Genomic DNA, 26,132 nt, shown 5'->3' with positions numbered 1-26,132 from the left:
TGAAAAGGCATGTAAAATATACTATATTATTGATACTAAATAAAATCATTAAGAAAGTCCCCCTCCCTCCAGAATCAACTTAACTATTACATCCTGTCTGTTCATTCCACAGCCTTGAATAAACTCCTCCTTTGGCAAGTAATTCTACATGTGTCCCCATCTCTACAATCTTTCCATGACTAAGAGTGACGATAGTATCTGCATCATGTACCGTACTCAACCGATGAGCTATTATAACTATCGTCTTGCCCTCTGATGCCAATTGCTTTATCACTTGTTTAACATATTTCTCTGCAAGCGTGTCAAGTGATGACGTAGCTTCATCGAAAAGGATAATCTCCGGATTACAATAAACAGCATGTGCAATAGCTAATCGCTGACGCTTACCGCCAGATAAAGATGCACCAATGCTCCCCAATACGAGTATCTAATCCTTGTGGGAGATCATCGATAAAATTCTCAAGTCCAAGTTTCTTTATCACCTCTACAACGCGCTGCATATCAGGATTAGTCACACCAAGTACAATATTTTCAATTACTGTTCCTGCAAAAAGTTCTAACTGCTGTGGGACAACACAGACTTTCTCTCACAGAGATTTATTGGCGATTCTTCCTATATCATAGTCACCTATTTTTATTTTCCCACTTTGTATCGGATAGATATTCTGCAATAATGAAATAAGTGTCGTCTTACCAGAATCACTTTCATCAACGACAGCAGTAGTCCTTCCTTTCAGAATCGTGAGGTTAAAATTGTCAAATACGAATTTTCGTGACCCATAACGAAATGTGACATTGTCAAAACAGATATCCCCTATCATGTCTGTACTGAGTGTAATTGTATCATTATTGGTCTCCTCCTGCTCCAGATCCATAATCTGAAACAAGCGATCAGAGACTATCAGTGCCTCCTGTATGGTGGAATTAGAAGAAATTAATGATGAAATAGGAGTGGTTACATAACCAACAAGACTATAAAACATCATCAGAGTGCCTGGTGTTATATTTTGGTTTATCACTTGCGAACTACCAATCCAAAGTATAGCGATAACCATACTCTGTTCCACGATCTGTATACCACCGCTTACATATAAACCTCCTTTAGCAGCTGCAAATATACTTCTAAGCATGGCTATAAAACGATTTTCAGTCTTTACATTCGGTGAAGTCCTCTATACCGAAACGCCTTATTGTGCCGATTAAATCTAACGATTCTACAAGCTGTGCCTGCAAATCGGCACTCCGTTCCATTATCTTTCGTTGATATTTTCGATTGAGACGATTGAAAGCGAAAAACAAGATACCATAGATTGGTATAGCAACAAGGAGTATCAACGTGAGTTTCCACGAATAGATAAGCATAAGAACCACTGTAAATAATAATATCATAATATTTACCGTAAGTTCCACCACAACATTGTTTACGAAGTTCCTTATTTTCCCAGCATCACCTATACGCGAAACGATTTCACCGACACGCATGGTATCGAAAAACTGCTGGGGAAGAATTAACAGGTGCTTGTAATAACCAAGTATCAATGCTACATCAATACAATTGCCAAAAGCGTTTTACATTACCCATAGTCTTATCCATTGCCACAAAAGTTTTCTTTGGCTCAACGAGAACAAGTACATCTATCCACTTTTTCTTAAAGTCTTCATGACTCACTTTGTGCATTCTTCCATCACCAGGATTCATATATTCAAGTGTCGATCACCCAACTTTGTATACTACAATAAAATGCTACAAAATCTCTTTAATGATAACATGGGCAATAGCTGCAAGTATTGTCTTATAAATGATTTTGGAACCTATCCGATTCTCGTATAGATAGTATTCTGCTGAATTTGCTGACAAATAACTTTATGACTGCATGACATTATATAAATTTGGATAAAGACCGAAAACCAATATAAGAATTTATTAATAATTTCTTGTAGAATATTCTTTTCCATTGTATAAACTTACTTAAAGAAGAATAGTTGAAAGCTATAAATAGTTCATGAACTATGCAGATAAGATACGGATTATTAAAGGTTTTATTCACAGAAAACTTCTTGTTTTATTTTCATACTACAATGTAGACATTAGACAATAAAACAGATTAACTAAACAATGAGCTATCCACCCACAGAAAAAACCAAGATTTATTCTTACATAAGCGAAAGTGATTCCACCTGCCAGATGCCGAAGAGATGAAATCACCCCAAACAACAGCACTTGAGAATTAAGCATATAATTGGTTACATGAAACAGCGCAAACAACATACAGCTGAATAAGACAAGTAGAGTATAACACTTGCTGTTATCTTTTATCTTTTTCAGCATGTTCTCATTCATTTTAAAATAGAACAAACAACCTATACATAAAGATAATATTGCAGAAATAAATGCATAATTTAAGCTCTTTAGTCCAAAAGATATAAATACATCACCAAAGAGATAATATAGAAGAAAAGACAAACTCAATGCAATATGCCACTTCTTCATGGATTGCCACAAACGATATGCAGTCTCTTCCATTAATGGACCTATCAAAACAACACGAACCCATGCCCCTATAGAAAAAGATCTTATTCCTGACATTGTTAACCTTTCACCTTCAAAATCTATAAGACTAGTCATCTTAGACGGCAATAAAGCATAACTTAGACTGATAAGAAGCTCAGCAACTACCAAAATAACAATATAAAGCAACAATGCCTTAAAAAGGATGAATATAGTAGTGTGATGTAACCTATCATATTTATTAAATAACCTCATCATTCCACACATATAATCTATAATAAATAATAATAGTTTTTGCATAGCAAAAGACATCAACAGCGCATCTAAGAAAGATACACTGTTGATATACATGCTACTTGATTCTCATCTTAACCAGGCCACCTTTTACATATAGACTTCATAAGTACGACTCTGATATTCTACCATTGGATCATACCCTGGTATTGACTGAATATATTCAATAAGCTTCTCCCAAAAAGTTTTCTTATGACCTACAACAACAACTTCAGGCAGAGTTCCACTATCAAATGTTGTTTCTCCACCATTAATAAGAATAACTTCCTTTAAAGATAGTTCTTTCATTGCTTTTAAAATTAAATTTTATATTATGCTGTTGTACACCAGCGTTATTCCTTACCTTAAGGTATCGCAAAACTAATAAATTAGTTTCGATTAACATATCGGGTGAAATGTTTTATATATTATTAATTAAAAATATGTTTAGAAATATATTCCCAATAATCTTTACGACATAACAAGATGCCATTCTATGAAGACATGAATGTATTGTCTGTTTATCTCCTCCAAAAGAAATATATCATTTAATTCTATCTATGATAATGACGATATGTAAAGAAAACCATACAAAGGACATAACGACGACGGCGGCGACCTTTTCTTTCTTTCTTTTCGTCGTTCTTGTTCTTAGTTCTTAGGCAACTTAACTCCTTGATTATCAATAGTTCCATTTGTTAATTTATCTAAACCATTGAACACTCGCTGAGAAATGGGAGGAAATTGGAGTGAAAACCGAGCAAGTATTAAGGAAAATTCACAAAGTTTGAAAATGACTTTACGCCATAGAATCAGGGCTATGCCATTAAAGAATACACCTATAATATATATAAGGTGAAGACGAGCACGAAATGACGGACTTTACCTCATCTTTCTCCACCTCATTACGCACACCGAGAAATCATTTATTTCGGTCAACAAAAGCATTGAAGTTACAACGTAAACACACCCATAAACAACGATTATATGCCCTATTTTACTTTAGACTTTGAAGAAAACAATTTTTTTACTCGCCATAAAAGGTCTCAAATTCAAATATAATGATTTTTCCCGACTGCTTTGTATGGTTTTACGGAAAATATTAATTATCTTTGCACACAGAATAAAACTTTATGTCAAATACCAACCTGACTAAAACCTTTGTTCTATCAACAACAACTAACCTAACAGGAAAATGCAGAGAAAAAATTATGCACTGCTGCCACAAATAAACAGGGCAGCATTAGTGGCCTGTTTAACTTTCACGTCTATTGCGTGGGGGCCAACGGCCAAAAGTTCAACTAACCTTCATTCAATGGCATTGCAACAAGCAACGCGCAAAACCATTACTGGTACTGTAACAGATGCTCATGGCGACCCACTTATTGGCGTGAGCATAAGAATTAAGAACGCACAAGGCGGTACTATCACCGACATTGATGGAAAATTCACCATTCAAGCGCCCGAAAATGCAACCATCGACGTATCTTATGTGGGGTATGTTACAAAATCAGTAAAGATTAGTTCGGCGACTCCTTTAACGATAGTATTGGAAGAAGACAAGAAGCAACTTAGCGAAGTCGTTGTAACCGCTTTGGGTATAAAGCGTGAATCCAAGGCCCTTACCTATAATGTACAAGACCTTAAAGGCAGCGAAGTGACGAAAATAAAAGACGCTAACTTCATCAATGTACTTGCAGGAAAGGTTGCAGGCGTTACGATTAATCAGAATGCTTCAGGAGTTGGTGGATCATCTCGTGTCGTAATGCGTGGAACAAAATCACTTTTTGGTGAAAACAATGCGTTATATGTATTGGACGGAATACCCATGCAAGGCCTACGTACAAAGCAAAGCGACAACTTTTATGAGTCAGTTGAAGTTGCCGATGGCGATGGAATTTCCAACATAAACCCTGATGACATCGAAAACATGTCTGTACTTACCGGTGCTTCAGCAGCCGCACTATATGGTAACCGCGGTGCAAACGGAGTAATCTTGATTACAACCAAGAAAGGAACTGTAGGCAAGCCACGCGTATCTTTCTCTAACAACACAACCTTCTCAAGCCCATTTGTGACTCCAAAGTTCCAAAACACTTATGGTCGCAAAGAAGGAGAGTTTGCCAGTTGGGGTGAGAAGTTGGAGCATCCCTCAAGCTATAATCCGCTCGATTTCTTCAATACAGGTTACAATGTCATGAATTCTGTGGCACTATCAACAGGTAGTGAAACCAATCAAACCCACATATCTGTAGGTTCTGTGAATGCCAGCGGCATCATTCCCAAGAATAAATACAACCGCTATAACTTCACTTTCCGCAATTCATGGGATGTCATAAAAGACAAATTACAGTTTGATTTTAGCCTACTTTATGTAAGACAGAACACCAAAAACGGTATAGGCCAAGGTATGTATTATAATCCTTTGGTTCCAATATACCTGTTCCCACCCAGTGATGACATTCAACGTTATGCTGTTTATGAAATGTATAATGCCACACGTAAGTTCAAGACACAGAACTGGCCATACGGAAACTTAGGCCTTGGCATACAAAACCCCTTCTGGATTGTTAATCGTAACAATTTCGATACAAAGCGAGAGCGTTATATTGGCAGTTTCTCTGCAAAGTGGAAGATTACATCATGGATGAACATTTTAGGCAGAGCGCGCATGGATAATGCTTATACAGATTTCGAACGCAAGCTATATGCCTCTACAGATGGACTATTTGCCAATCCACCGGGTAACTGGATGACGCAAGAAGATAAGAATACATCTACCTATTTGGATTTCTTAGTCAACATAGATAAGCAGTTGAACGAAGACGTTAGACTCTTAGCGAACATTGGTGGAAGCTATTTTGATGAGAAATATAAGAGCCATGTGTTTGAAGGAAACCTTACACGTGTGCCCAATTTCTTCCATCCCTCTAACATGACGCCATCAGAGAGCAGTACTGTTTATTCGAATCTACACACACAAACCCAATCGTTCTATGGCAAGGTAGAAGTGGGTTATCGCAATTTCCTATTTGCTGATGCAACAGGTCGTATTGACTACTTCTCTACTTTGTTAGGCACAAGCAAAGATTATGTGTTCTATCCTTCTGTAGGTGCATCTATTCTTCTTTCTGAAGTATTGCCACTTCCAAAGAAGATTGTTTCTCTGTGGAAACTACGCGGCAGTTATGCGCAGGTAGGTAATCCTCCTTCACCTTATCTTACACGTGAAGCCATTGCATTGTCTAATGGTAATCCCGTAAGCGAAGCACACACACCAGCCGATCATTTGAAACCAGAAATGACCAAAGCATTTGAATTAGGTATGGATCTTCGCTTGTTTGAAAACAAATTAAACATTGCAGCGACCTATTATAATAGCAACACTTACAACCAGTTGTTCCGCTATAAACTTCCACCAAGCTCTGGATATGAATACGCATTTGAGAATGCTGGTAAGGTGAATAACTGGGGTATTGAGCTCAGTGCATCTTATAACCAAAAGATTGGACCTGTTGATTGGACCGCAAACCTCATCTACTCATTAAACCGTAACAAGATTAAAGAGCTATTACCAGAGTTTGTAACCGACCGCACAACAAACACTACGGTAAAAGCACCAACAGAGTTTGAGGTGTCTTCTGCTGAATCCTATAAGATGATATTACGCAAAGGAGGTACCATGTCTGACATCTATGCCACACACTTAAAACAAGACTATCAAGGCAATATCCTTGTCGATGGCAATGTGCAAAAGGATGATAACGACTTTATCAAGGTGGGTTCTGCAGCTCCCCGCTATAATTTATCCCTTCGCAACAGCTTTGCTTGGAAAGGAATAGAGTTCGGATTTATGATTGATGCACGTGTAGGTGGCGTCGTTGTTTCAGCAACACAGGCGCTCATGGACCAGTTTGGAGTTTCTAAACAGACTGCAGACGCACGTGATGCAGGGGGAGTCAACGTAAACAATGGCAAGGTAAATGCAGAACAATACTATGCCGTTGTGGCAGGAGGACGCACCGGTCTGCTCGCACATTATGCTTATAGTGCAACCAATGTACGACTACGCGAGATGTCACTTTCGTATGATCTTCCCGAGAAATGGTTTACAAACAAGCTAAAAGTAAACCTCTCACTTACTGCACACAATCTACTGATGCTCTATAACAAAGCTCCTTTCGACCCAGAACTAACTGCCAATACCGGCACTTACTATCAGGGCTTTGACTATTTCATGCCACCCAGCCAGCGAAATATTGGCTTCAGTGTTAAAGTGAACTTCTAATTGCCAAAACAAGAACCATACTATAATGAAAAAGATAATTATAACATTACTGACATCCTCAGTATTCTGTATAACAATGAATAGTTGTTTAGATTCTAATCTGAATGACGACCCAGACAAAATTGCTCCAAAAGAATTAAACAAAGACAATCTTTGGGGTACCTATCTAACCTCGTTGCAACGTCATGTAGCCCCAGAAGACCAGAACGACTTCCAGCTTTGCGAAGATCTTGTAGGCAATATGTATGCAGGATATTATGCCGGCACCCAGAATTGGGAAGGCGGTTATAATGGAACGACCTATGCTTTCCCCGACGCTTGGAAAGACCGTCCGTTCTCGGTTGCCTTTACCAAGTTTATGAGTACCTGGGAAAACCTTCGTCATAAAACAGATTCTGCCAGCGTGCTCTTTGCTGTCAGCGAAGTGGTTAAAGTTGAAGCAATGCATAAGACAACGGATATTTATGGCCCAATACCTTATACTCGTTTTGGTCTTCAGAATCCTGTACCTTATGATTCCCAAGAAACTGTCTACAAACGCTTCTTCCAAGAACTCAATCATGCCATTGCTATTCTAACACGCTTCGATACTCAGAATGAAGGACAAAAGCCCTTAGCAAAGTTCGATCTCATTTATGGTAGTGACCTGAAGAAATGGATACGCTTTGCCAATTCACTCAAACTTCGCTTAGCAATGCGCTGTCATGCAGTCTATGATGACGCAAAAACCTTAGCCGAGGAAGCTGTAAATAATCCTTATGGCGTGCTTGAAGACTATCAAGATAACGCACAGATGCAGACAAACAATGCGCTGTCGTTCACTTATTTTAATCCTTTCTACAATCTTTATAGCCCAGAAGGCTACAACGAAGACCGCATGGGAGCCTCTATGGACGCCTATCTCAATGGCTTTGAAGACCCTCGTCTGCCTAAATTTTTTAAGACTACAGAAGATGGTTACTATCGTGGACTGCGCAATGGACTACGCAATGGTAACAAATTCCAAGGCGATCCCTATCTCTCTATGCCTACCATCACGCGTGGTACCCCTTATGTTTGGATGACCGCAGCAGAGATTTGGTTACTCAGAGCAGAAGGCGCGCTGTTGGGTTGGAACATGGGTGGCGATGTAAAAACACTGTATGAAAAAGGCATCCGCTCTTCATTTGCTCAATATGGACTATCTGCAGAGGCTGACAACTATCTTGCAAGTACAAACACTCCCGCTGCTTATCAAGGATTAGATGGAAGTCCTTCGGCTGAAGCGCCCTCGGATATTACTCCTGCATGGGATGACAATGCAACATTAGAGAAAAAGCTTGAGCGCATCATCACTCAGAAATGGATTGCTATATACCCATTAGGACAAGAGGCATGGAGTGAATTCCGCAGAACAGGATACCCCAAAATCTATCCTATTGTGAATAATCTCAGCAACGGAAAAGTTAGTACCACTGAACAAGTGCGACGCGTTCCCTTCCCTGCAAGCGAATATTCTGGCAACATGGGTGAGGTAGAAAAAGCCATCAAACTACTTGGAGGAGAAGATACTGGAGGCACAAAGCTCTGGTGGGATAAGCATTAATCTCATCCAACTCATATTTTTATTCATTCTCAAATCACACATTGTACAACATGTATACAAAGAATATAATAAAATCATTTGTAGCCTTTACAGTGGTAACAATATCACTTGCCTCATGTAATACAGAGGTAGAACCTTTGGAAATCGTAAAACCCGAGGCTAAAAGTGAGCAATATTATGCTGACCTTCGCGCTTACAAACAACGCAACGACCATGAAGTCTTTTTTGGATGGTTTGGTGGTTGGAACACAAAGTCAGCCAATATGCGTGGCTCTCTCCGAAGTGTTCCCGATAGTGTTGACATCATTTCTATTTGGAGCGGCACTTATGACAGAGAGGATCTTGAATATGTTCAGAAAGTAAAAGGTACACGCATAACCTTCACTATCTTTGCTCATAAGATTCCAAAAGCCTTCATGGGCGGTGAGAACAAAGATCAAGTCACCCGCGAAGGCATTGAGCGTTACGCCGTTTCTTTGGTAGATACCATGAAGGCTTATGGTTATCAAGGCATCGATTTAGACTATGAGCCAGGCTATCAAGACCCTGCAGGTGGCCCATTTACGGGTCCGTTGGTTGGTCCTTCCTATGTTTATCCAGACTATCGAGACAACATGGAGATCTTCGTTAAGAAGTTAGGAGAGTTCATTGGCCCCAAAAGTGGAACGCAATATCTACTCATCATCGATGGCGTTCCTTACGATGTAAAACCTGAATTAGCTGAATATTTCAACTATGGTGTCGTTCAAGCTTACAACAGTTCAAGTGCATCCAACCTACAAAGCCGTTTCAATCGTGCCGCATCTCGTGGTTGGAAGCCCGAACAATACATCTTTGCAGAGACATTTGAAGGTCCAAATGCGGCAACAGGTGGCGTCAGACATCGATTAGAAGATGGCACCTATGTACCTTCTCTCAGGGGTATGGCAGAATTCCTACCTATATATAATGGTAAGAAAGCTACTCGAAAAGGTGGCTGTGGCACATACCACATGGAGAATGATTACTACAATTGGCCTAACTATAAGTTCACTCGCCAAGCCATTCAGATAATGCAAAACCATCGTTGACATTGTAACAACCGAATAGATACTAACAGAAAAGAATTAAAATTATGAAACATATTATTAGACTTATACCCATTCTTATGACCTTATTGCTCATAAGTGCATGCAAAGAGGGTATTGAAAGCTATGATGGACTATACATTGTAGGCACTCAAGGCAAAGAGGTCACTGCCACTCTCACCGTTGATGATGTTCCATCAGCTATCGCTGTAAACGTTGCAGCCAGCGAACCTACACATAGTGATGTTACGATTGACATGAAGGTAGAACCTCAGTTGGTAGAGTCTTTCAATAAAACACATAACAAAAACTATGAACTTCTGCCCCAGGCTGCTTATAAATTAGAAAACACAACCCTGCATATTGCATCGGGAAGTCACGTGACTGAAACGGGGCTAAAGCTGAGCATCATCGACCGAGATGCGATGAAATTCGGTACAACCTACGTTCTTCCTGTGAGCATCGACCGTGTAACAGGAACGAGCATGCCCGTGATTGAGGCTTCACGTACTATTTATTTGGTCGTCAATCAGGTTATCATTACCAAGGCAGCTAACCTTGAAGGAGGATGGCGTTACTATTATGCGGACTTCAGTAATAACAGCGGAAAGTTTGATACTCACGCTATGAAGAGCGTAACGTTTGAAGCACGTGTCAGATTCAGACAAATGAATTCATCCAGCACTAAGTGGTGTTATTCAGTCATGGGACTTGAAGAAAACCTCTGCTTACGTACTGCAGGAAGTGCAAAAACAGGTTGGAGACTGCAATTAGGTGACCCTAATGCCATGAGCTCAAGAGACGTTTTGCCAAATGATAAATGGGTACATTTAGCATGTGTATATAATGGTGAAACAGGAAAGAAATACATCTATATCAATGGTGAGCTTCAAGGTGAGACCACAGATAGCCGACATACCATCAGTTTAGCAAACGCTTATGGTCAAGACGACCTCTTCTATATAGGGCAATCTGCTGCCGACGACCGCCTCATGGAAGGCTGGGTGTGCGAAGCTCGCGTGTGGGCAACAGCCAGAACAGCTGCCGAATTGAAGAATAATGTTTGCTGGGTCGACCCAACTTCAAAAGATCTTGTGGCTTATTGGCGCTTCAATGAGGCACAGCAACAGGGCAACCACTGGGTTGTAACAGACCTTACGGGAAATGGTTACAATGCTTATTATTTCAGTTGGGGTGACAATGGCGTTCCTTCATTTGTCGATGGAGTGAGATGTCCCGAGTAATTCGCAACAGAAACAATAACAAACCATAATGTCTCAAAGGGGGATGCATTTCACGTGCATCCCTTGTTTGGTGACAGAAAGCCCACATTTTGAAGCACAAAAGCAGCCATTTGAGCGACTAAAAGCCTTTATTTCGCAGTGTCAAACGCCTCATTTCGCAAATGAAGAGTTGCAAGCCTGCATGCCGTCTGTTTATGTTGCATCCCTAAAACAAGATAGAATACCAGAAAAAGCCTTTCTACACTAAGGCCAAAAAGAATATCATTCACTAACCTTTTACCCATTATGTATACACAAAAAGTAATTGCACTGTTGCTAACAAGCTTGATGGCGATTCCCAGCATGGCTGACCAGAAGCCCACACGTGGCTATCTTTATGGCCAGGCAAGTGCTCCCACAGGCAACGAATGGCAGGCACCCGAGTTGTTAGGATATAATAAACTTCCGGCTCGAGCCTTGTTTTCATCATTTTCTTCGGTGAATGATGCAAGAAAGGTATTGCCCGAATACGCCAAAGACTATATCTCGCTTGACGGCGAATGGCGTTTCCACTTCGCAAAAAATCCCGATGAACGTCCCAAGAACTTCTTTGAAAAAGGATATGACGACAGTAAATGGGACCTGCTTCAAGTGCCTGTAAGCTGGAACATGGCAGGCATTCAAAAGGATGGAACATTGAAATATGGTGTGCCCATCTACGTCAACCAGTGGGTTATTTTCAAATATAACATCGAACCGGGTGACTGGAAGAAAGGTGTGATGCGTGTTCCTCCAAAGAACTATACTACCTATGAATACCGCAACGAGGTAGGATCTTTCAAGCGAAACTTTGATATTCCTGCCGACTGGAAAGGCAAAGAGGTGTTCCTAAGCTTTGACGGCGTAGACTCATTCTTCTATCTTTGGGTGAATGGTCAATACGTTGGATTCTCTAAGAACTCTCGAAACACGGCACGTTTCGATGTAACCAAGTATATACATGCAGGCAAAAACGACGTGTCTGTTGAGGTTTATCGCTCTTCAGACGGTAGTTTCCTTGAGGCACAAGACATGTTTCGCTTGCCCGGTATATTCAGAAACGTAAACATTACGGCTACTCCGAAGGTGCATATTGCCGATGTTAGGGCCATTCCTACCTACGACAATGGACAAGGAACCATAGCACTCAGCACCACACTACAAAACCTTACGACCAAAAAGGCTAAGGACTTATCTGTCCGTTGGAGTCTTTATAAAAACAAGGTGTTTAGTGATGACAACGAGTTGGTAGCCACTTTCAATGACAAAAATGCTCAAACTGCCTGCAATGGCAATGCTAACAGTGAGCTGCGCCAAACCATTACGGTCAACCATGTGGCGCCATGGACAGCCGAAGAACCTAATGTTTATGTGTTGGTGGGTGAATTGATGCAAGGCAAAAAGGTGGTGGAGACCATCAGTTTCCAAACAGGTTTCCGCACAGTTGAAATCAAAGATACTCCTGCTCAGCAAGACGAATTCGGCTTGGCAGGCAGATATTACTACATCAATGGTAAGGCTTTGAAGCTCAAAGGCGTTAATCGTCACGACACAAATCCTTTGACTGGTAAGGTGATTTCGCGTGAACAGATGGAACATGAGATTATGCTCATGAAGCAAGCCAACATCAACCACATCCGAACTTCCCACTATCCTAACGACCCTTACTTTTATTATCTCTGCAATAAATATGGTATCTATCTTGAGAGTGAAGCCAACATAGAGAGTCATGAATATTTCTATGGCAAGGCATCCCTTTCACATGTTCCCGAGTTTGAGCCTGCTCACGTCGACCGAGTGATGACGATGGCCCACCAGTTAGTTAACCAACCCAGCATTGTGATTTGGAGTTTAGGCAATGAAGCAGGTCCGGGCAAGAACTTTGTTGTGGCATACGACTCACTGAAAGCCTTCGATGCGTCGCGCCCTGTGCAGTATGAACGCAACAACGACATTGTAGACATGGGCTCAAATCAATATCCCAGCATCGCATGGACACGCGAAGCAGTGAAAGGAAAGATGAATATTAAATACCCTTTCCACATCTCTGAATATGCTCATTCCATGGGAAATGCTGTTGGAAACCTTGTTGATTATTGGAAAGCTATTGAGTCTTCAAACTACTTTATGGGTGGAGCCATCTGGGATTGGATAGACCAAAGCATGTACAACTATACCAAAGAAGGCAAGCGTTACGCTGCTTATGGCGGCGATTTCGGGGATACTCCCAACGACGGACAATTTGTTATGAATGGTATTATCTTTGGAGATGAGACGCCGAAACCTCAATATTACGAGGTAAAGAAAGTGTATCAGTATATCGAAACAACTTGGAAGGATGCAAAAACTGCCACGTTGGACGTCTTCAACAAGAACTATTATGCAGACAATCTCAGCGATTATGAGATGTCTTACACCCTTACTGCCGACGGCTTGAACGTGAAACAGGGCACCATTGCGCTTGGAACGGTTGCACCACGCACGCATAAGACGCTGCAGATTGAAGGCCTCAACACCAACCTTGACCCCAACAAAGAGTATCTTTTGCATGTAACCTATCGATTGAAACACGATAAACCCTGGGCAAAGGCTGGCTTCATACAGGCTGAAGAGCAACTGCCGGTGCAGCCAGCAGCAACACGTCCCGTGCTCACGGCAAGCGGAAAACTGCGCACATCCATAGCCAACAATCGACTCATCGTGTCGGGTGACCGCTTCATCTCTACGTTTGATTTAGCCAAAGGCACGCTTTACAACCTGCAATATGGTGGGAAAACCATCATCGCTGATGGCTGCGGACCAGAACTAAACGCTTTCCGCGCATGGGTAAACAATGATAATTGGGCTTATGATGCATGGTATGCAAATGGTCTAAACAATCTTCTGCACAAATGCAATGCCTATACTACGCACACCAATCCTAACGGATCAATCTCTATTGTCTTTAACATCACCTCGCAAGCTCCATGGAGTTATCGCCTTGAAGGCGGCAATGCCAACTGGAAAAAGCTGATAACCTTTTTCGATAAGCCTTTCGGCAAAGACGACTTCCACTTCAATAGTCAGGTGGTTTACACCATTTTCCCTGACGGAAGCATCGAAAGTGAGAGCTCGATAACCAGTAATAAGCCGACGCTGACACTTGCAAAACTCGGTTATACGCTGCGCATTCCGAAACAACTCCACGCACTCACCTACTACGGACGTGGCCCAATAGACAATTATCCCGACCGAAAGACTGGACAGATGATTGGTATCTATCAGCAAAATCAGGTTGAAAATGAATTTGTTCCGTTCCCAAAACCACAGGATACAGGCAATCATCAGGACACACGTTGGCTTTCATTGACCGATGACAGCGGTGCCGGTGCGTTGTTCATTGCCAAAGACCGAATGAGTTTTTCAGCCCTTCCATGGTCTGACAACGCCCTTGCTATGGCCAATCACCCCTACGAACTGCCCAAGAGTGAACACACTTATCTGCATCTTGACATGGCTATCACGGGATTGGGAGGTAACAGTTGCGGACAAGGTGGCCCGCTAATGCAAGACCGAGTAATGGCAACGCCTCACACGTTTGGCTATATCATCCGCCCCGTAAACACGAAAGCACCTCAGGAACTCACCCAACAGGCCAACGTAAGTGCCGCTGGAGTGACTCCACTTACCATTGTGCGGGATGCCGAGGGATATGTTACCATTGAGGCAAATGCACCAAATGCAGACATCTTCTATACCACAAATGCGGCGAAAAAGCCTGTAAAATATACCGGAAAGATTAAGTTCCGCAATGGAGGAACTATCACTGCATGGACCAAAAACAATAACTGGATGAAAGCTTCTCAAACATTCTCACGCATAGAGAGCATTCCTCTTTCGGTTGTTTTCGCTTCAAGTCAGGAGAATGGTGAGGGAGATGCCACCCATCTTACAGACGGAAATCCCGACACTTACTGGCATACGATGTACTCAGTCACGGTAGCTAACTATCCGCATTGGGTTGACTTTGACTGTGGAGAGACGAAAACCATCAAGGGTTTCACCTATCTGCCAAGACAAGATAGCGATAATGGCAACATCAAGGACTATCGAATCCTTGTGAGCAACGATGGAAAGACCTGGAGTAAGCCTGTTGCAGAGGGTACATTTGAGCACAACCGAAAGGAGAAATCCATTCTCCTTAGCAGGCCGGTCAAGGCTCGTTTCGTCAGATTTATGGCGCTTAGTGAACAAAACGACCAAGACTTTGCCACCGGAGCTGAGTTCAAAGTGCTTGAACAATAAGCCTTCTCACACGATAAAACCATAAAAAGAGAGCGGACTATTATTGCAAACCAACTGCAATAATAGTCCGCTTTTTGATGGAGTATGATTGAGGTGTTTTCGCATATTCATGGATATCCTTTTTCAAAGAAAGGCATTTCACACGGAGAAATCAGTCAAATCATCAAGCAATTCCATTCAAAAGACAGCGCCATTCGACCCAAATTATAACGCCGTGAACACCAATGAAATACGAGGTTTGCGCCATTTACGGATAAAATTAAAGCTTTGTGTAAACCTGTGTAACGTTTTATTTGATAATCAAAAAAGGTTTTTCTACTTTTGTATCGTCATGACAAACGTTTATATTACAAACCCTTTAATTTGAAACAAAAATGAAAACAAGAAAGAATGTGAGTTTGAAGGTGGCACTGATGATGCTTGTGCTGCTCTTCAGTTTTATGACTTCAACGGCCCAAACGAAAAAGAACAATATGGTGTATGACGTAGTTGAAGTGATGCCTCAATTTCCGGGAGGCCAAATAGCAATGATGAAATACATCATGGAAAACATTAAATATCCCAAACAAATAATGGAAGAAGGGATTCAAGGACGCGTAACGGTGAGCTTCATCGTTGAGAAAGATGGCAGGGTTTCCAATGTAAGACTACTTCGTTCCGTACAACCTTCATTAGATAAAGAGGCTATACGTGTGGTAAAAAGCATGCCTAAATGGACTCCCGGCAAGCATAATGGCAAGCCTGTACGCGTGCGATTCAACCTACCTGTAATGTTTAAGCTCAATTAAAAGGATGCTAAGGCACTGCCTTTTTGGTTTAATATTCATCTTCTTTGTTGCGGGATGCCAGGTAAAGCAGCCCCGCAACAATCGCCTTTTGCACATAGACAGTCTGCAAAGAATTGCTCCCGACTCAGCATTCAACCTGCTCAACGAAAGTAATTCTTTATGTTTGACCATGGAAGATAAGGCCTATTACAGCCTGCTCTATTGTGAAACATTCCTGAAAAAACCACTTTCCTTCGGAACAAACCAACGCATTGATACGCTGATTCAATACTTTCAACAACAAAACGAACCTGAGTTCTACGCGCGGGCCCTGCTTTGTAAAAGCATAAATCAATATAAACAAGGTGCATATAAAGAGGCATTGAGCAATGCCATTGCAGCCGAACAAGCTACTGAAAGCAATGACAACTATCAGCAATGTTTGGTCAACCAGAACTTGGGGCGCATCAATCTTGACAATGGTTGTTATGAGCGCGCCTTGCAACAATTCATGAAAGCCACTGCCAACGCGCAGCATGTAAAGGGAAACAAAGCCCTCGTTGCCGAATGTTATCTATTGGAAGGTAGAGCATATAAACGACTTCGAAACAATAAAAAGGCTATGCAGTGCCTGCAACAAGCCTTAAACGAGGTGGACAAACGAGAGCAACATCTCTATGCCGAGATACTAACGAACTTGGCAAAATGCTATCTTGACAACTACAACAGCAAGAAAGCACGCCAGCTTCTCATTGCAGCCTACGCCATTGATGACACGAATAACGCGGCAATGCTCATTGGAAATCTGTGGCAAGCCAAAGGAAAGGCCTCTATTGCAAAGGATTATTGGTATCAGGCGGCTAACAGTAATGACTATGAAACGCAACTTGCGGCACTCGATTCTCTATTGAAACTCGACCCAAAAAATGTCTTTCTGTTACAACTCTACCAACAAACAACGCGCAATTCACCACGATTGAATACGGACGAAATAGCCCAGTTGCAAACTGATTTCGAACAAGCCATCCTGCAAAAGAAAGCTTATGAGCGCATTAACTTCTTGTTAGTGGCCCTGATAGTGTTGATCATCTCCGCGTTTTTTGGCTACCATTATTATAAACGTAAACTCAAAAGACTCCGCCAACACCTAAGCAGTATCAACGCACGCTACTTGAATGACCTTGAGCAATATCAGCAAACGTGTGCAGAAATCAAGCACCTTGAACAACGCATTGCGGCTTATCAGGAAGACAAACAACAGCCTGAGCAATGGAATTTGAATCCCGCAATGGTCACAAGTGACTGCGTTTTCACCCTACATCGACAGGCAGCGCGAGGCGAAATGGCAACAGACAGCCTCTGGCAAGCCCTCAATCAGCTCATGGCAAGCCACGATCCACAGCTGTTTAACTTGCTTATTACACACAATCTCAACGACAAAGAACGCCACATTTGCATGCTCATTAGGCTGAGATTCATCCCAAGTGAACTTTCAACCTTATTGGGAATAAGTCCACAAAACGCTACAAACTTGCGCCAACGCCTATTGGTTAAACTCTTCAATGCAAAGGGGGGAGCCCGTGATTTCGATGAAAAAATAAGAGCGATTGAATAAAAGAAACACGCAAATAGAATGAAGTTCAAACACATTTCATAAGTGTTTCGATAACCACTCACAGGTGATTCCACAACCTTCTGTAAGGCTTCGTGACTAAAAACGTTTCTTTTTCAATCATCCACTCACGCACCCCACCTTCCTCTTTCAGCTTTTATTCGTGATTTTCTCCTTTTATTCTTAAAAGTTTTCCATTCGTTTTTACTCTTAAAACTTTTTGTGTATTTTTGCAATCAGAAACAAATGAGCGTCGGATTACAATTCCGATGCAGAAATAAAAGATTAAAACATGGCTTTGAAATGTGGAATTGTAGGTCTTCCAAACGTAGGAAAGTCTACACTATTCAATTGTTTGTCGAGTGCAAAGGCGCAGTCGGCGAACTTCCCTTTTTGTACAATTGAACCGAATTTAGGGGTGATTACCGTTCCCGATGAACGGCTAAATAAGCTTGCAGAGATAGTACATCCGGGACGAATTGTACCAGCTACCTGTGAGATTGTAGACATAGCAGGACTTGTTAAGGGTGCTTCGAAGGGCGAAGGACTTGGGAATAAGTTCCTCGGAAACATCAGAGAGTGTGATGCTATCATTCATGTCATCCGCTGTTTTGACGATGATAACATCGTGCGTGAAGGCGGAATGGCCGTTGATCCATTGGAAGATAAGAGCATCATTGATACCGAATTGCAACTCAAAGACCTTGAAACCATCGACGCACAACTTAGTAAACAGCAGAAGGCGGCAGCCGCAGGAAACAAAGATGCGAAGCTAATGTGCACGGTGTTAGAGGCATATAAGGCTATGCTTGAACAGGGAAAGAATGCTCGTGAGGTGACTTTTGAGAGCAAAGATGAGCTACAAGCTGCCCACGATTTATTCTTGTTGACCACCAAACCAGTGCTCTATGTCTGCAATGTAGACGAAGCCAGTGCTAAAACGGGCAACGAATATTCGCGCCGAGTAGAGGAAATGGCAGCGCAAGAAGGTGCAGAAGCCATGATAATTGCAGCCAAGACAGAAGAAGATATAGCCTCTTTGGAGACCTATGAAGATAAGAAAATGTTCCTCGAAGAACTTGGTTTGGAGCAAAGTGGAGTCAATCGACTGATTAAAAAGGCTTATGCGCTGCTGAATCTTGAAACATTTATCACCGCAGGTGAAATGGAAGTGAAGGCTTGGACCTATCATAAAGGTTGGAAAGCACCCCAATGTGCGGGCGTCATTCATACCGATTTTGAGAAAGGTTTCATTCGTGCTGAGGTCATAAAATACGAAGATTACATCAAGTATGGCTCTGAATCAGCCGTTAGAGAGGCTGGAAAGCTCGGCATAGAAGGTAAAGACTATATTGTGCAGGATGGCGATATTATGCATTTTAGGTTTAATGTGTGATCGCGATTCAATAGCATCTTGAAGCTGACAGAATACAAATCGTTAAATAAAATACCGCAAATACTCTCGCCCTTCCTATGTGGAGAGCCTGAGAAATAGGTGACATCTTATGCTAAACTACATCATTTGGAATCCCGATGTCTATCTTTTTCAGATAGGAAACTGGGGCATACGCTGGTATTCAATGTGCTGGCTGATTGGACTTGTTGGTGCTTATTTCATGGTACGTTGGTTGTTTTTCCATCAAAACATCGCTGTAAAGACAGTCGTTATTGACGGAAAGAAACAGGAGGTTAACGTCTTCGATCCCCTCTTTCTCTATTGCTTTCTGGGCATATTGATAGGTGCTCGCTTAGGACATTGCCTCTTTTATCAACCCGATTACTTTCTTTCTTCAGGCACACACTTTATAGAAATGATTGTGCCTTTTAAGAATTTGCCCGATGGTTCGTGGCATTTCGTGGGTTATGAAGGCTTGGCAAGTCACGGCGGTACACTCGGATTGATGTTTAGTTTGTGGCTCTATTGTCGCAAATATCAAGTCAAAATGTGGCAGGTTTTGGATGATATTGCCATCGCAACTCCTATTACTGCCTGCTTCATTCGATTGGGAAACCTAATGAATAGTGAGATTATTGGCAAGGTGACTGATGTGCCTTGGGCTTTCATTTTCGAGAAAGTTGATAAGTATCCACGCCATCCTGGCCAGCTCTATGAAGCCATTGCATACGCCGTTATCTTCTTTGTGGGCTGGTATTTCTATAAGAAAGGCAAGCAACCCGTAGGCAAAGGATTTTATTTTGGCCTGTGCATCACGCTGATATTCGCCTTCCGTTTCTTCATCGAATACACCAAAGACATTCAAGTTAACTTTGAGTCGGGCATGCTCTTCAACATGGGGCAGCTGCTCAGTATTCCCTTTGTACTTCTCGGAACCTACTGCATGATTAGAGCAAACAAGTCAAATTAGAATGATGAATCAGTCTACGCTCTACGTGTTTTTGGGCATCTCTGGATTTGTTCTGATGTTCGTTGCTCTGTTTTATCCACATAAGAAAGAGAAAGAAGAGCAGGCCAAAAGCGACTTAGCAACGCTCCTTGAGCAATTAGACTGGCCTGGTGTGCGCCGTTTTATATTCAAAGAGCTGCGGGGTTGGATTGCCCTTACTGTATTAGCAACGGCCTTTCTTATCGTGTGTATCGTCAAAAACTACAGAGTTATCTTTGCAGTGAGCATCGTAGCAGTTTTCTATTACCGCCTGTATAAGTATATACGACTTCTTATGCTCGTTAAACTTAATATGCAAGAAACGGCAGACTATAGAGACGTTACTGCCCATAGTGAGACCATGCTCAATGACTTTACGACATTCATAGACTGCCCTTATACCATACTCTCAGCCAAAACAGCCGGTGAAGAGATAATGAAAACCTATGTGCAATGCCTTGAACGAGGACGCAAAGAGGGCTTCTGGCCACTGCTCATCTATGTGAGACAAGAGAATCTTGAGGCTATGCTGACACAGATGAAGGCTGCAAACGGCGACATCGAACGCGTCAGAACATATCGCAATGAGATGATGAACTATCCCCTACCCGATGCCAAAGTGCTCTTCGATCAGTGGCTAAACGAGTGCATAAATGTAAATAAAGACCTGGGTAAAGACTGGCTAAAGGAATTGATGGGAGAGCCAACTGAGGTCGAACTTTCCACCACTTTCCTCATTGATGACACGTTTGAAGGCCGGCTGCTTCTTTGCGAAGTACCCGTTAAAGAGCCTTGGCAGTTGCTGGCATGGTGCCCAATAAACATCGTGAGTCCCGCCATTTCAGCCACACAAAACATGGCTGTTGCGAAATATCTCTATGAACATCATAAGGTGATTCCTGCCTTCATAGACCACCAGTTGATAGACTTCCTTCCACAAGAGCCGATTCCCGACGACGAGATTGAGCCGCTCGCACTCAATCTTTTCAGCTATTGTCCCGACTGGATTTACCAGGATTTCTTCAATTTGGCTAACGGAAAGCAGATGATTAAAGATGCAAAGGTGTGGACAATGCTATGGAGTGTTGAACCCATCGAACCCTATGAATAACATCAGGTGAAAGACCTTAGTAAGAGACGAAACAGGGAGGAAGTTATCACGGCTTTCCTCCTTTTTTATTATTCCCATAAAGTGAGGAAACAAAATGCGTCAGATGGTCGTATGAAATGAATGGAAAGAGGGCATCATCTGACGCAAAACATACGATGAAATCACACAAATTGGAAACCTATTAAAAACCTACGGCCTTTCAATAGCAGTTGCATTGAAAGGCCGTAGAAATGGATAGCGTTTGTGCTATCCCTTATTTATGCTTTTGAAATGTTCAGAAACATCGCTTAAAGCAAGCTCTTTATGGCTGCATCGATATCCTTAACCTGCACATCTCTCATTCTAACGCTGTTGTCTTTTCCAATAAGGAAGTAGGTGGGGATTTGCTGAACATTATACTGAGAGAGTGTAGGCGAGTTGACACCTGCGTCATCATGCACGCTAATCCAAGGCAAAGCAGCCGTTTGAGTCTTCCAGAAGTGCTCATCGGGATCTATAGAAACCTGGTAGATTTCAAAGCCCTGGGCATGATATTTGTTATAAAGTTCGCGCAACATCATAATGCGTTTCAAACTGTTTTCATTGGCAAAGACATGGAAATCGAGCATCACCACCTTACCGGCAAGGTCAGACAATCGGCGCACATGACCTTTATTGTCAGGCAACGCAATGTCGATGATGCCGCTTTCTTTAACTTTGCTGGCATCAATTTGAGCCTTTTGTTGCTCTGCTTGGATAATGCGCACATCCTTCATTCCCTGAATTGCGATGTTATGTAGATTCAATCCACGTTCAGCTTTGGGGTAATACGTGTCCCAACTTGTCGCCACAGCAGCATACACTTTGTTATCTTCCTTATTGTTACGAGGGTTGAAAATCAAGGTCTCTTGATTACCAATTACGACGGTTTGGAATAGTGCAAAGTAGGCAAAAGCCTTCATTGGAGCCTTATAAATGAAGTCATATTTCACCCTGTTTTTATAGCTTTCGAGCAATAGATTGATGTTACTTTCCACTGAATCTACACCGAGAGTAGGACTTGAAATGATGTCATTGATCTGGTGTTGCAAGCCTTGTTGCATGAGCGCGAGCGTCTTAATCTGACTACAATTCTCACTACCTGTGACCTCATATCTTGAAGACATGCGTGGATAAGCAGCCTTAATAGTGACTGTTTCCGTAGAGTCGATGCTCACATTGATGATTTGTCCGGCGATGCGCAGACGATAAAAGTCGGGTGCTTCGGGTGCTTTCTCGCTGAAAGAAAAGGCTCCATCCTCTCCAAGCTTTACCGAATCTACGACCACAGGGCCATTAAGACTCATGTTTTCAAAGTAAAGTGTGGAGTCTTTAGCGTTCGAAATCTCACCATTTACATGGAATTTCTTGTTGTTGCAAGATGCAAAACTCAATGCCACAAGTGTCAATACTGCAACAGAGAAAAGGCTTTTTATCTTCATGATTGTTGTTTTTTCAAGTTCTATATGCAAAAGTACACAAAATTTAGAAAAGTAAAACAGTAAATAGATAAAAAGGTAATAAATCGTGAAGTTTTTTATATCACGCGGGCAAGTGACATCCCTATATAAACGGCTACAATGCCAAGGACAACACTTCCGCCAGAATATGCGGCGGCTTGCCAAAGCTGTTGGGTGCGAAGAAGGGTCAATGTTTCGTTGCAAAACGTAGAAAAGGTGGTGAAACCGCCACAGAATCCCACCGTAAGAAAGAGTTTCCAACTCTCTGACATGCCTGTACCTCGGTCGGCAATGCCATAGAAAAATCCGATAAGCAAACAGCCCAAGAGGTTTACAGTCATTGTACCCATCGGGAAAACGGCAAGGAAAGTGCCCTGCAAAAACTTTGGAAGAAGCCATCGAGAGACTGATCCCAAGGCACCTCCAATGGCAATATAGAAAATCGATTGCAACATATCTTCGGCAAAGATACACATTTTCATGCTTTTATTGCATAAAAAACGCGAAGAAATATCATTCTATTCAGGAAATTTCTCCCTGCAAACAACACAACAAGAGAATAATATATATCTTTGATTTTCAACGATATAAGCCTACAATAAACCTCACATACCAATTAAATTTCATGCTATGAATAGGGAAATCCCCCTTTAGAAATAGGAAAATTCCTCTTGAACGATATATTAAAAAGCTATACCTTTGCAAACAGAAAAAAGGAGAGAGTTATTCGATTTCTCAATAGGTAGAGCTTTTAAATAGGTAAATTGATTTCAGGCTAATATGAGTAAGACTCATTCTTTGCATGACTTTCTGCAATGATGGATTGCTGCAAACATGATAAACGAAATGAGTTTTCACAAACATTTCTTTCAAATTAGCTTGATGAAAGACGGCAGTCGCCCCTCAAAGAGAGGGCTGCTGTCTTCTTTTATATTTAAAAATGCTGAAAACTTACATTCGTTTTCTTTTGTTTAATATATAATAGGTAACTTTGCAAAGAATATAGATGTTTGACAAAACAATAAGTTATTAAATTTTAGATGAACGTTATTACAAAATCAGTTCAATTGCCTGATGGAAGAACCATCACAATTGAGACCGGAAAAGTTGCAAAACAAGCTGATGGAGCTGCGGTACTTCGCATGGGCAACACAGTGCTATTGGCAACTGTTTGTGCAGCAAAGGATGCAGTTCCGGGTACAGATTTCATGCCTTTGCAGGTTGATTATCGCGAACAGTACAGTGCTGCTGGTCGATTCCCTGGTGGTTTTACCAAGCGCGAAGGCAAGGCGAGTGACAATGAAATCCTAACATCTCGCCTCGTGGACCGTGCACTTCGTCCACTCTTCCCTTCCAATTATCACGCTGAAGTGTATGTACAAGTGATGCTTTTATCAGCCGATGGTGTTGACCAGCCTGATGCTTTGGCCGGTTTTGCAGCCTCTGCAGCCATGGCTTGTTCAGATATTCCATTCGAATATGCTATTTCTGAGGTCCGCGTTGCACGCATTAATGGCGAATTTGTCATTGACCCAACGTTCCAACAGATGGCAGATGCAGACATGGATTTAATGGTTGCTGCAACCAAAGACAATATTATGATGGTCGAAGGTGAGATGAAAGAAGTCTCAGAACAAGACCTTATTGATGCTCTCAAGGCTGCTTCCGAGGCAATAAAACCTATGTGTGAGCTTCAGGAAGAACTCTCTAAAGAGCTCGGAACGAATGTAAAACGTGAATATGATCACGAGATTAACGACGAGGAACTACGCGAACAAATTAAGAATGAACTTTATCAGCCTGTCTATGATGTAAATAAGCAGGCGCTTGAAAAGCACGCTCGTCACGATGCTTTCGATAAAATCTTGGCCGATTTCCTTGAGAAATACGATGCCGCTCATAGCGATTTGTCTGAAGAAGACCTTGAAGAGAAGCACGCAGAGGCTACCCGTTACTACGAAGATGTTATGCGTGACGCCATGCGTCGTTGCATCTTAGACGAAGGACAGCGTCTTGATGGCCGCAAAACTACCGATATCCGTCCTATCTGGTGTGAGGTTTCACCTCTCCCAATGCCTCATGGTAGCGCCATATTCCAGCGTGGTGAGACGATGTCTTTGTCCACATGTACACTGGGAACAAAGCTTGATGAGAAGATGGTTGATGACGTAATGGAAAAGAGTTACCAACGTTTCTTGTTGCATTATAACTTCCCTCCATTCTCTACTGGCGAAGCAAAAGCACAGCGTGGTGTAGGACGTCGCGAGATAGGTCATGGTCATTTGGCATGGCGAGGCCTTAAAGGTCAGATCCCAGAAGACTATCCTTACACTGTACGTTTAGTCAGTCAGATTCTCGAATCGAATGGTTCTTCGTCAATGGCAACCGTTTGTGCCGGCACATTAGCACTCATGGATGCCGGTGTTCCCATGAAGAAGCCAGTCAGTGGTATAGCAATGGGCCTCATCAAGAACCCCGGAGAAGACAAGTATGCCATACTAAGTGACATCCTTGGTGACGAAGATCACTTAGGTGATATGGACTTCAAGACGACCGGAACACGTGATGGTTTGACCGCAACTCAAATGGATATCAAGTGTGACGGACTATCTTTCGAAATCCTTGAACAGGCATTAATGCAGGCAAAAGCAGGCCGTGAGCACATCCTCAACTGCATGCTTGAGACGATATCTGAGCCTCGTGCAGAGCTCAAACCACAGGTTCCACGCATCGAAGCCTTTGACATTCCTAAGGAATTCATTGGTGCAATCATTGGCCCTGGTGGCAAAATCATCCAGCAAATGCAGGAAGAGACTGGCGCAACCATTACTATCGACGAAGCTGATGGTAAGGGACATGTCACTGTTTCAGCCCCCAACAAGGAGAGCATTGACGCTGCGATGGGCAAGATTAAAGCCATTGTGGCTGTTCCTGAGGTAGGCGAAGTCTACGAAGGTGTTGTCCGTAGCATCATGCCTTATGGCTGTTTCGTAGAGATTCTGCCTGGAAAGGATGGCTTACTCCATATCTCTGAGATTGACTGGAAGCGTCTTGAAACCGTTGAAGAGGCTGGAATCAAAGAGGGAGACAAGGTGAAAGTGAAACTCATGGAGATTGATCCAAAGACCGGTAAGTATAAACTCTCTCGCCGAGTACTGCTTGAAAAGCCCGAAGGCTACGTTGAACGCGAACGTCGTCCACGTCCAGATCGTGGCGAACGCCGCCCTCGTCGCGACGGAGATAACCGCGAAAACCATCGTGGTCGCCGTTTCGAGCATCATGAAAATGAGGAGAACAACAATACCGCTGAATAGTTTCTAACGAATTATTACATAAGTATTATTTAAAGTAGTGCCCTTGCAAATGGTGAAAACCAAATGCGAGGGCATTTTTGTTATATACCCATTAAGAGCAAATCAACCTCTAAAAAGAATGAACAACACAACAAAACTTTCCGCAAAACAACAGACCTCTTCCCAACAATAGCAACCAAATACAACCCAACCTCATAC

15 protein-coding genes and 1 pseudogene are annotated in these 26,132 nt (G+C 42.2%); 11 read left to right on the top strand and 5 right to left on the bottom strand.

Annotated elements, in window-relative coordinates:
• Positions 1–79 precede the first annotated feature (79 nt).
• The 3 genes and pseudogenes from HMPREF9145_RS14360 to HMPREF9145_RS10680 all read right to left on the bottom strand — a co-directional run.
• A pseudogene (locus HMPREF9145_RS14360) lies at positions 80–1,777 on the bottom strand (peptidase domain-containing ABC transporter); the annotation flags it as partial.
• Between the two features lie 297 nt (positions 1,778–2,074).
• Positions 2,075–2,860, bottom strand: coding sequence for a hypothetical protein (locus tag HMPREF9145_RS10685; protein WP_021826303.1), 786 nt, complete (start codon positions 2,858–2,860; stop codon positions 2,075–2,077).
• Positions 2,861–2,893: 33 nt separating this feature from the next.
• Positions 2,894–3,091: a hypothetical protein gene (locus HMPREF9145_RS10680; protein WP_021826362.1), complete on the bottom strand. Its 198-nt coding sequence runs from the start codon at positions 3,089–3,091 to the stop codon at positions 2,894–2,896.
• An 886-nt stretch (positions 3,092–3,977) separates the two neighbouring features.
• On the opposite strand from HMPREF9145_RS10680, the gene HMPREF9145_RS10675 reads away from it, so the two are divergent.
• From HMPREF9145_RS10675 to HMPREF9145_RS10630, 10 genes are all read left to right on the top strand, one after another.
• Positions 3,978–7,070 (top strand): SusC/RagA family TonB-linked outer membrane protein, encoded by a 3,093-nt coding sequence (locus HMPREF9145_RS10675; protein ID WP_036907467.1) that lies wholly within the window; start codon positions 3,978–3,980, stop codon positions 7,068–7,070.
• A 25-nt stretch (positions 7,071–7,095) separates the two neighbouring features.
• Complete coding sequence (locus HMPREF9145_RS10670; RefSeq protein ID WP_036907462.1) at positions 7,096–8,655, top strand: RagB/SusD family nutrient uptake outer membrane protein; 1,560 nt, start codon at positions 7,096–7,098, stop codon at positions 8,653–8,655.
• A gap of 50 nt (positions 8,656–8,705) precedes the next feature.
• Entirely contained in the window at positions 8,706–9,725 is a 1,020-nt protein-coding gene (locus tag HMPREF9145_RS10665) for a glycoside hydrolase family 18 (RefSeq protein WP_021826387.1), read from the top strand.
• Positions 9,726–9,769: 44 nt separating this feature from the next.
• Entirely contained in the window at positions 9,770–10,966 is a 1,197-nt protein-coding gene (locus HMPREF9145_RS10660) for a DUF1735 and LamG domain-containing protein (RefSeq protein ID WP_021826292.1), read from the top strand.
• A 285-nt stretch (positions 10,967–11,251) separates the two neighbouring features.
• Positions 11,252–15,268, top strand: coding sequence for a glycoside hydrolase family 2 TIM barrel-domain containing protein (locus tag HMPREF9145_RS10655; RefSeq protein WP_036907459.1), 4,017 nt, complete (start codon positions 11,252–11,254; stop codon positions 15,266–15,268).
• A gap of 374 nt (positions 15,269–15,642) precedes the next feature.
• A complete protein-coding gene (locus HMPREF9145_RS10650) occupies positions 15,643–16,056 on the top strand; it encodes an energy transducer TonB (RefSeq protein ID WP_021826316.1) in 414 nt (137 codons plus the stop codon).
• A 4-nt stretch (positions 16,057–16,060) separates the two neighbouring features.
• The gene (locus HMPREF9145_RS10645; RefSeq protein WP_021826393.1) at positions 16,061–17,650 is read left to right on the top strand and encodes a tetratricopeptide repeat protein; all 1,590 of its coding nucleotides are present in this window, start codon (positions 16,061–16,063) and stop codon (positions 17,648–17,650) included.
• Positions 17,651–17,939: 289 nt separating this feature from the next.
• Positions 17,940–19,043, top strand: coding sequence for a redox-regulated ATPase YchF (gene ychF / locus HMPREF9145_RS10640; protein WP_021826314.1), 1,104 nt, complete (start codon positions 17,940–17,942; stop codon positions 19,041–19,043).
• A gap of 109 nt (positions 19,044–19,152) precedes the next feature.
• A complete protein-coding gene (lgt, locus tag HMPREF9145_RS10635) occupies positions 19,153–20,013 on the top strand; it encodes a prolipoprotein diacylglyceryl transferase (protein ID WP_021826288.1) in 861 nt (286 codons plus the stop codon).
• Position 20,014: 1 nt separating this feature from the next.
• Positions 20,015–21,142, top strand: a complete 1,128-nt coding sequence (locus tag HMPREF9145_RS10630; protein ID WP_021826330.1) for a DUF4253 domain-containing protein — start codon at positions 20,015–20,017, stop codon at positions 21,140–21,142.
• A 287-nt stretch (positions 21,143–21,429) separates the two neighbouring features.
• On the opposite strand, the gene HMPREF9145_RS10625 is transcribed toward HMPREF9145_RS10630, so the two are convergent.
• Positions 21,430–22,602 (bottom strand): TlpA disulfide reductase family protein, encoded by a 1,173-nt coding sequence (locus tag HMPREF9145_RS10625; protein ID WP_021826296.1) that lies wholly within the window; start codon positions 22,600–22,602, stop codon positions 21,430–21,432.
• A 95-nt stretch (positions 22,603–22,697) separates the two neighbouring features.
• The gene (gene crcB / locus HMPREF9145_RS10620) at positions 22,698–23,102 is read right to left on the bottom strand and encodes a fluoride efflux transporter CrcB (protein ID WP_036907455.1); all 405 of its coding nucleotides are present in this window, start codon (positions 23,100–23,102) and stop codon (positions 22,698–22,700) included.
• 558 nt (positions 23,103–23,660) lie between these two features.
• Here crcB and pnp point away from each other — a divergent pair.
• Positions 23,661–25,934, top strand: coding sequence for a polyribonucleotide nucleotidyltransferase (gene pnp / locus HMPREF9145_RS10615; protein WP_036907452.1), 2,274 nt, complete (start codon positions 23,661–23,663; stop codon positions 25,932–25,934).
• Positions 25,935–26,132: the final 198 nt, after the last annotated feature.

The organism is Segatella salivae F0493 (assembly GCF_000477535.1).
GTDB classification, from domain to species: Bacteria; Bacteroidota; Bacteroidia; order Bacteroidales; family Bacteroidaceae; genus Prevotella; species Prevotella salivae.
The sequence above is the reverse complement of the archived record's forward strand: the minus strand, read 5'-3'. Positions and strand labels throughout refer to the sequence as shown.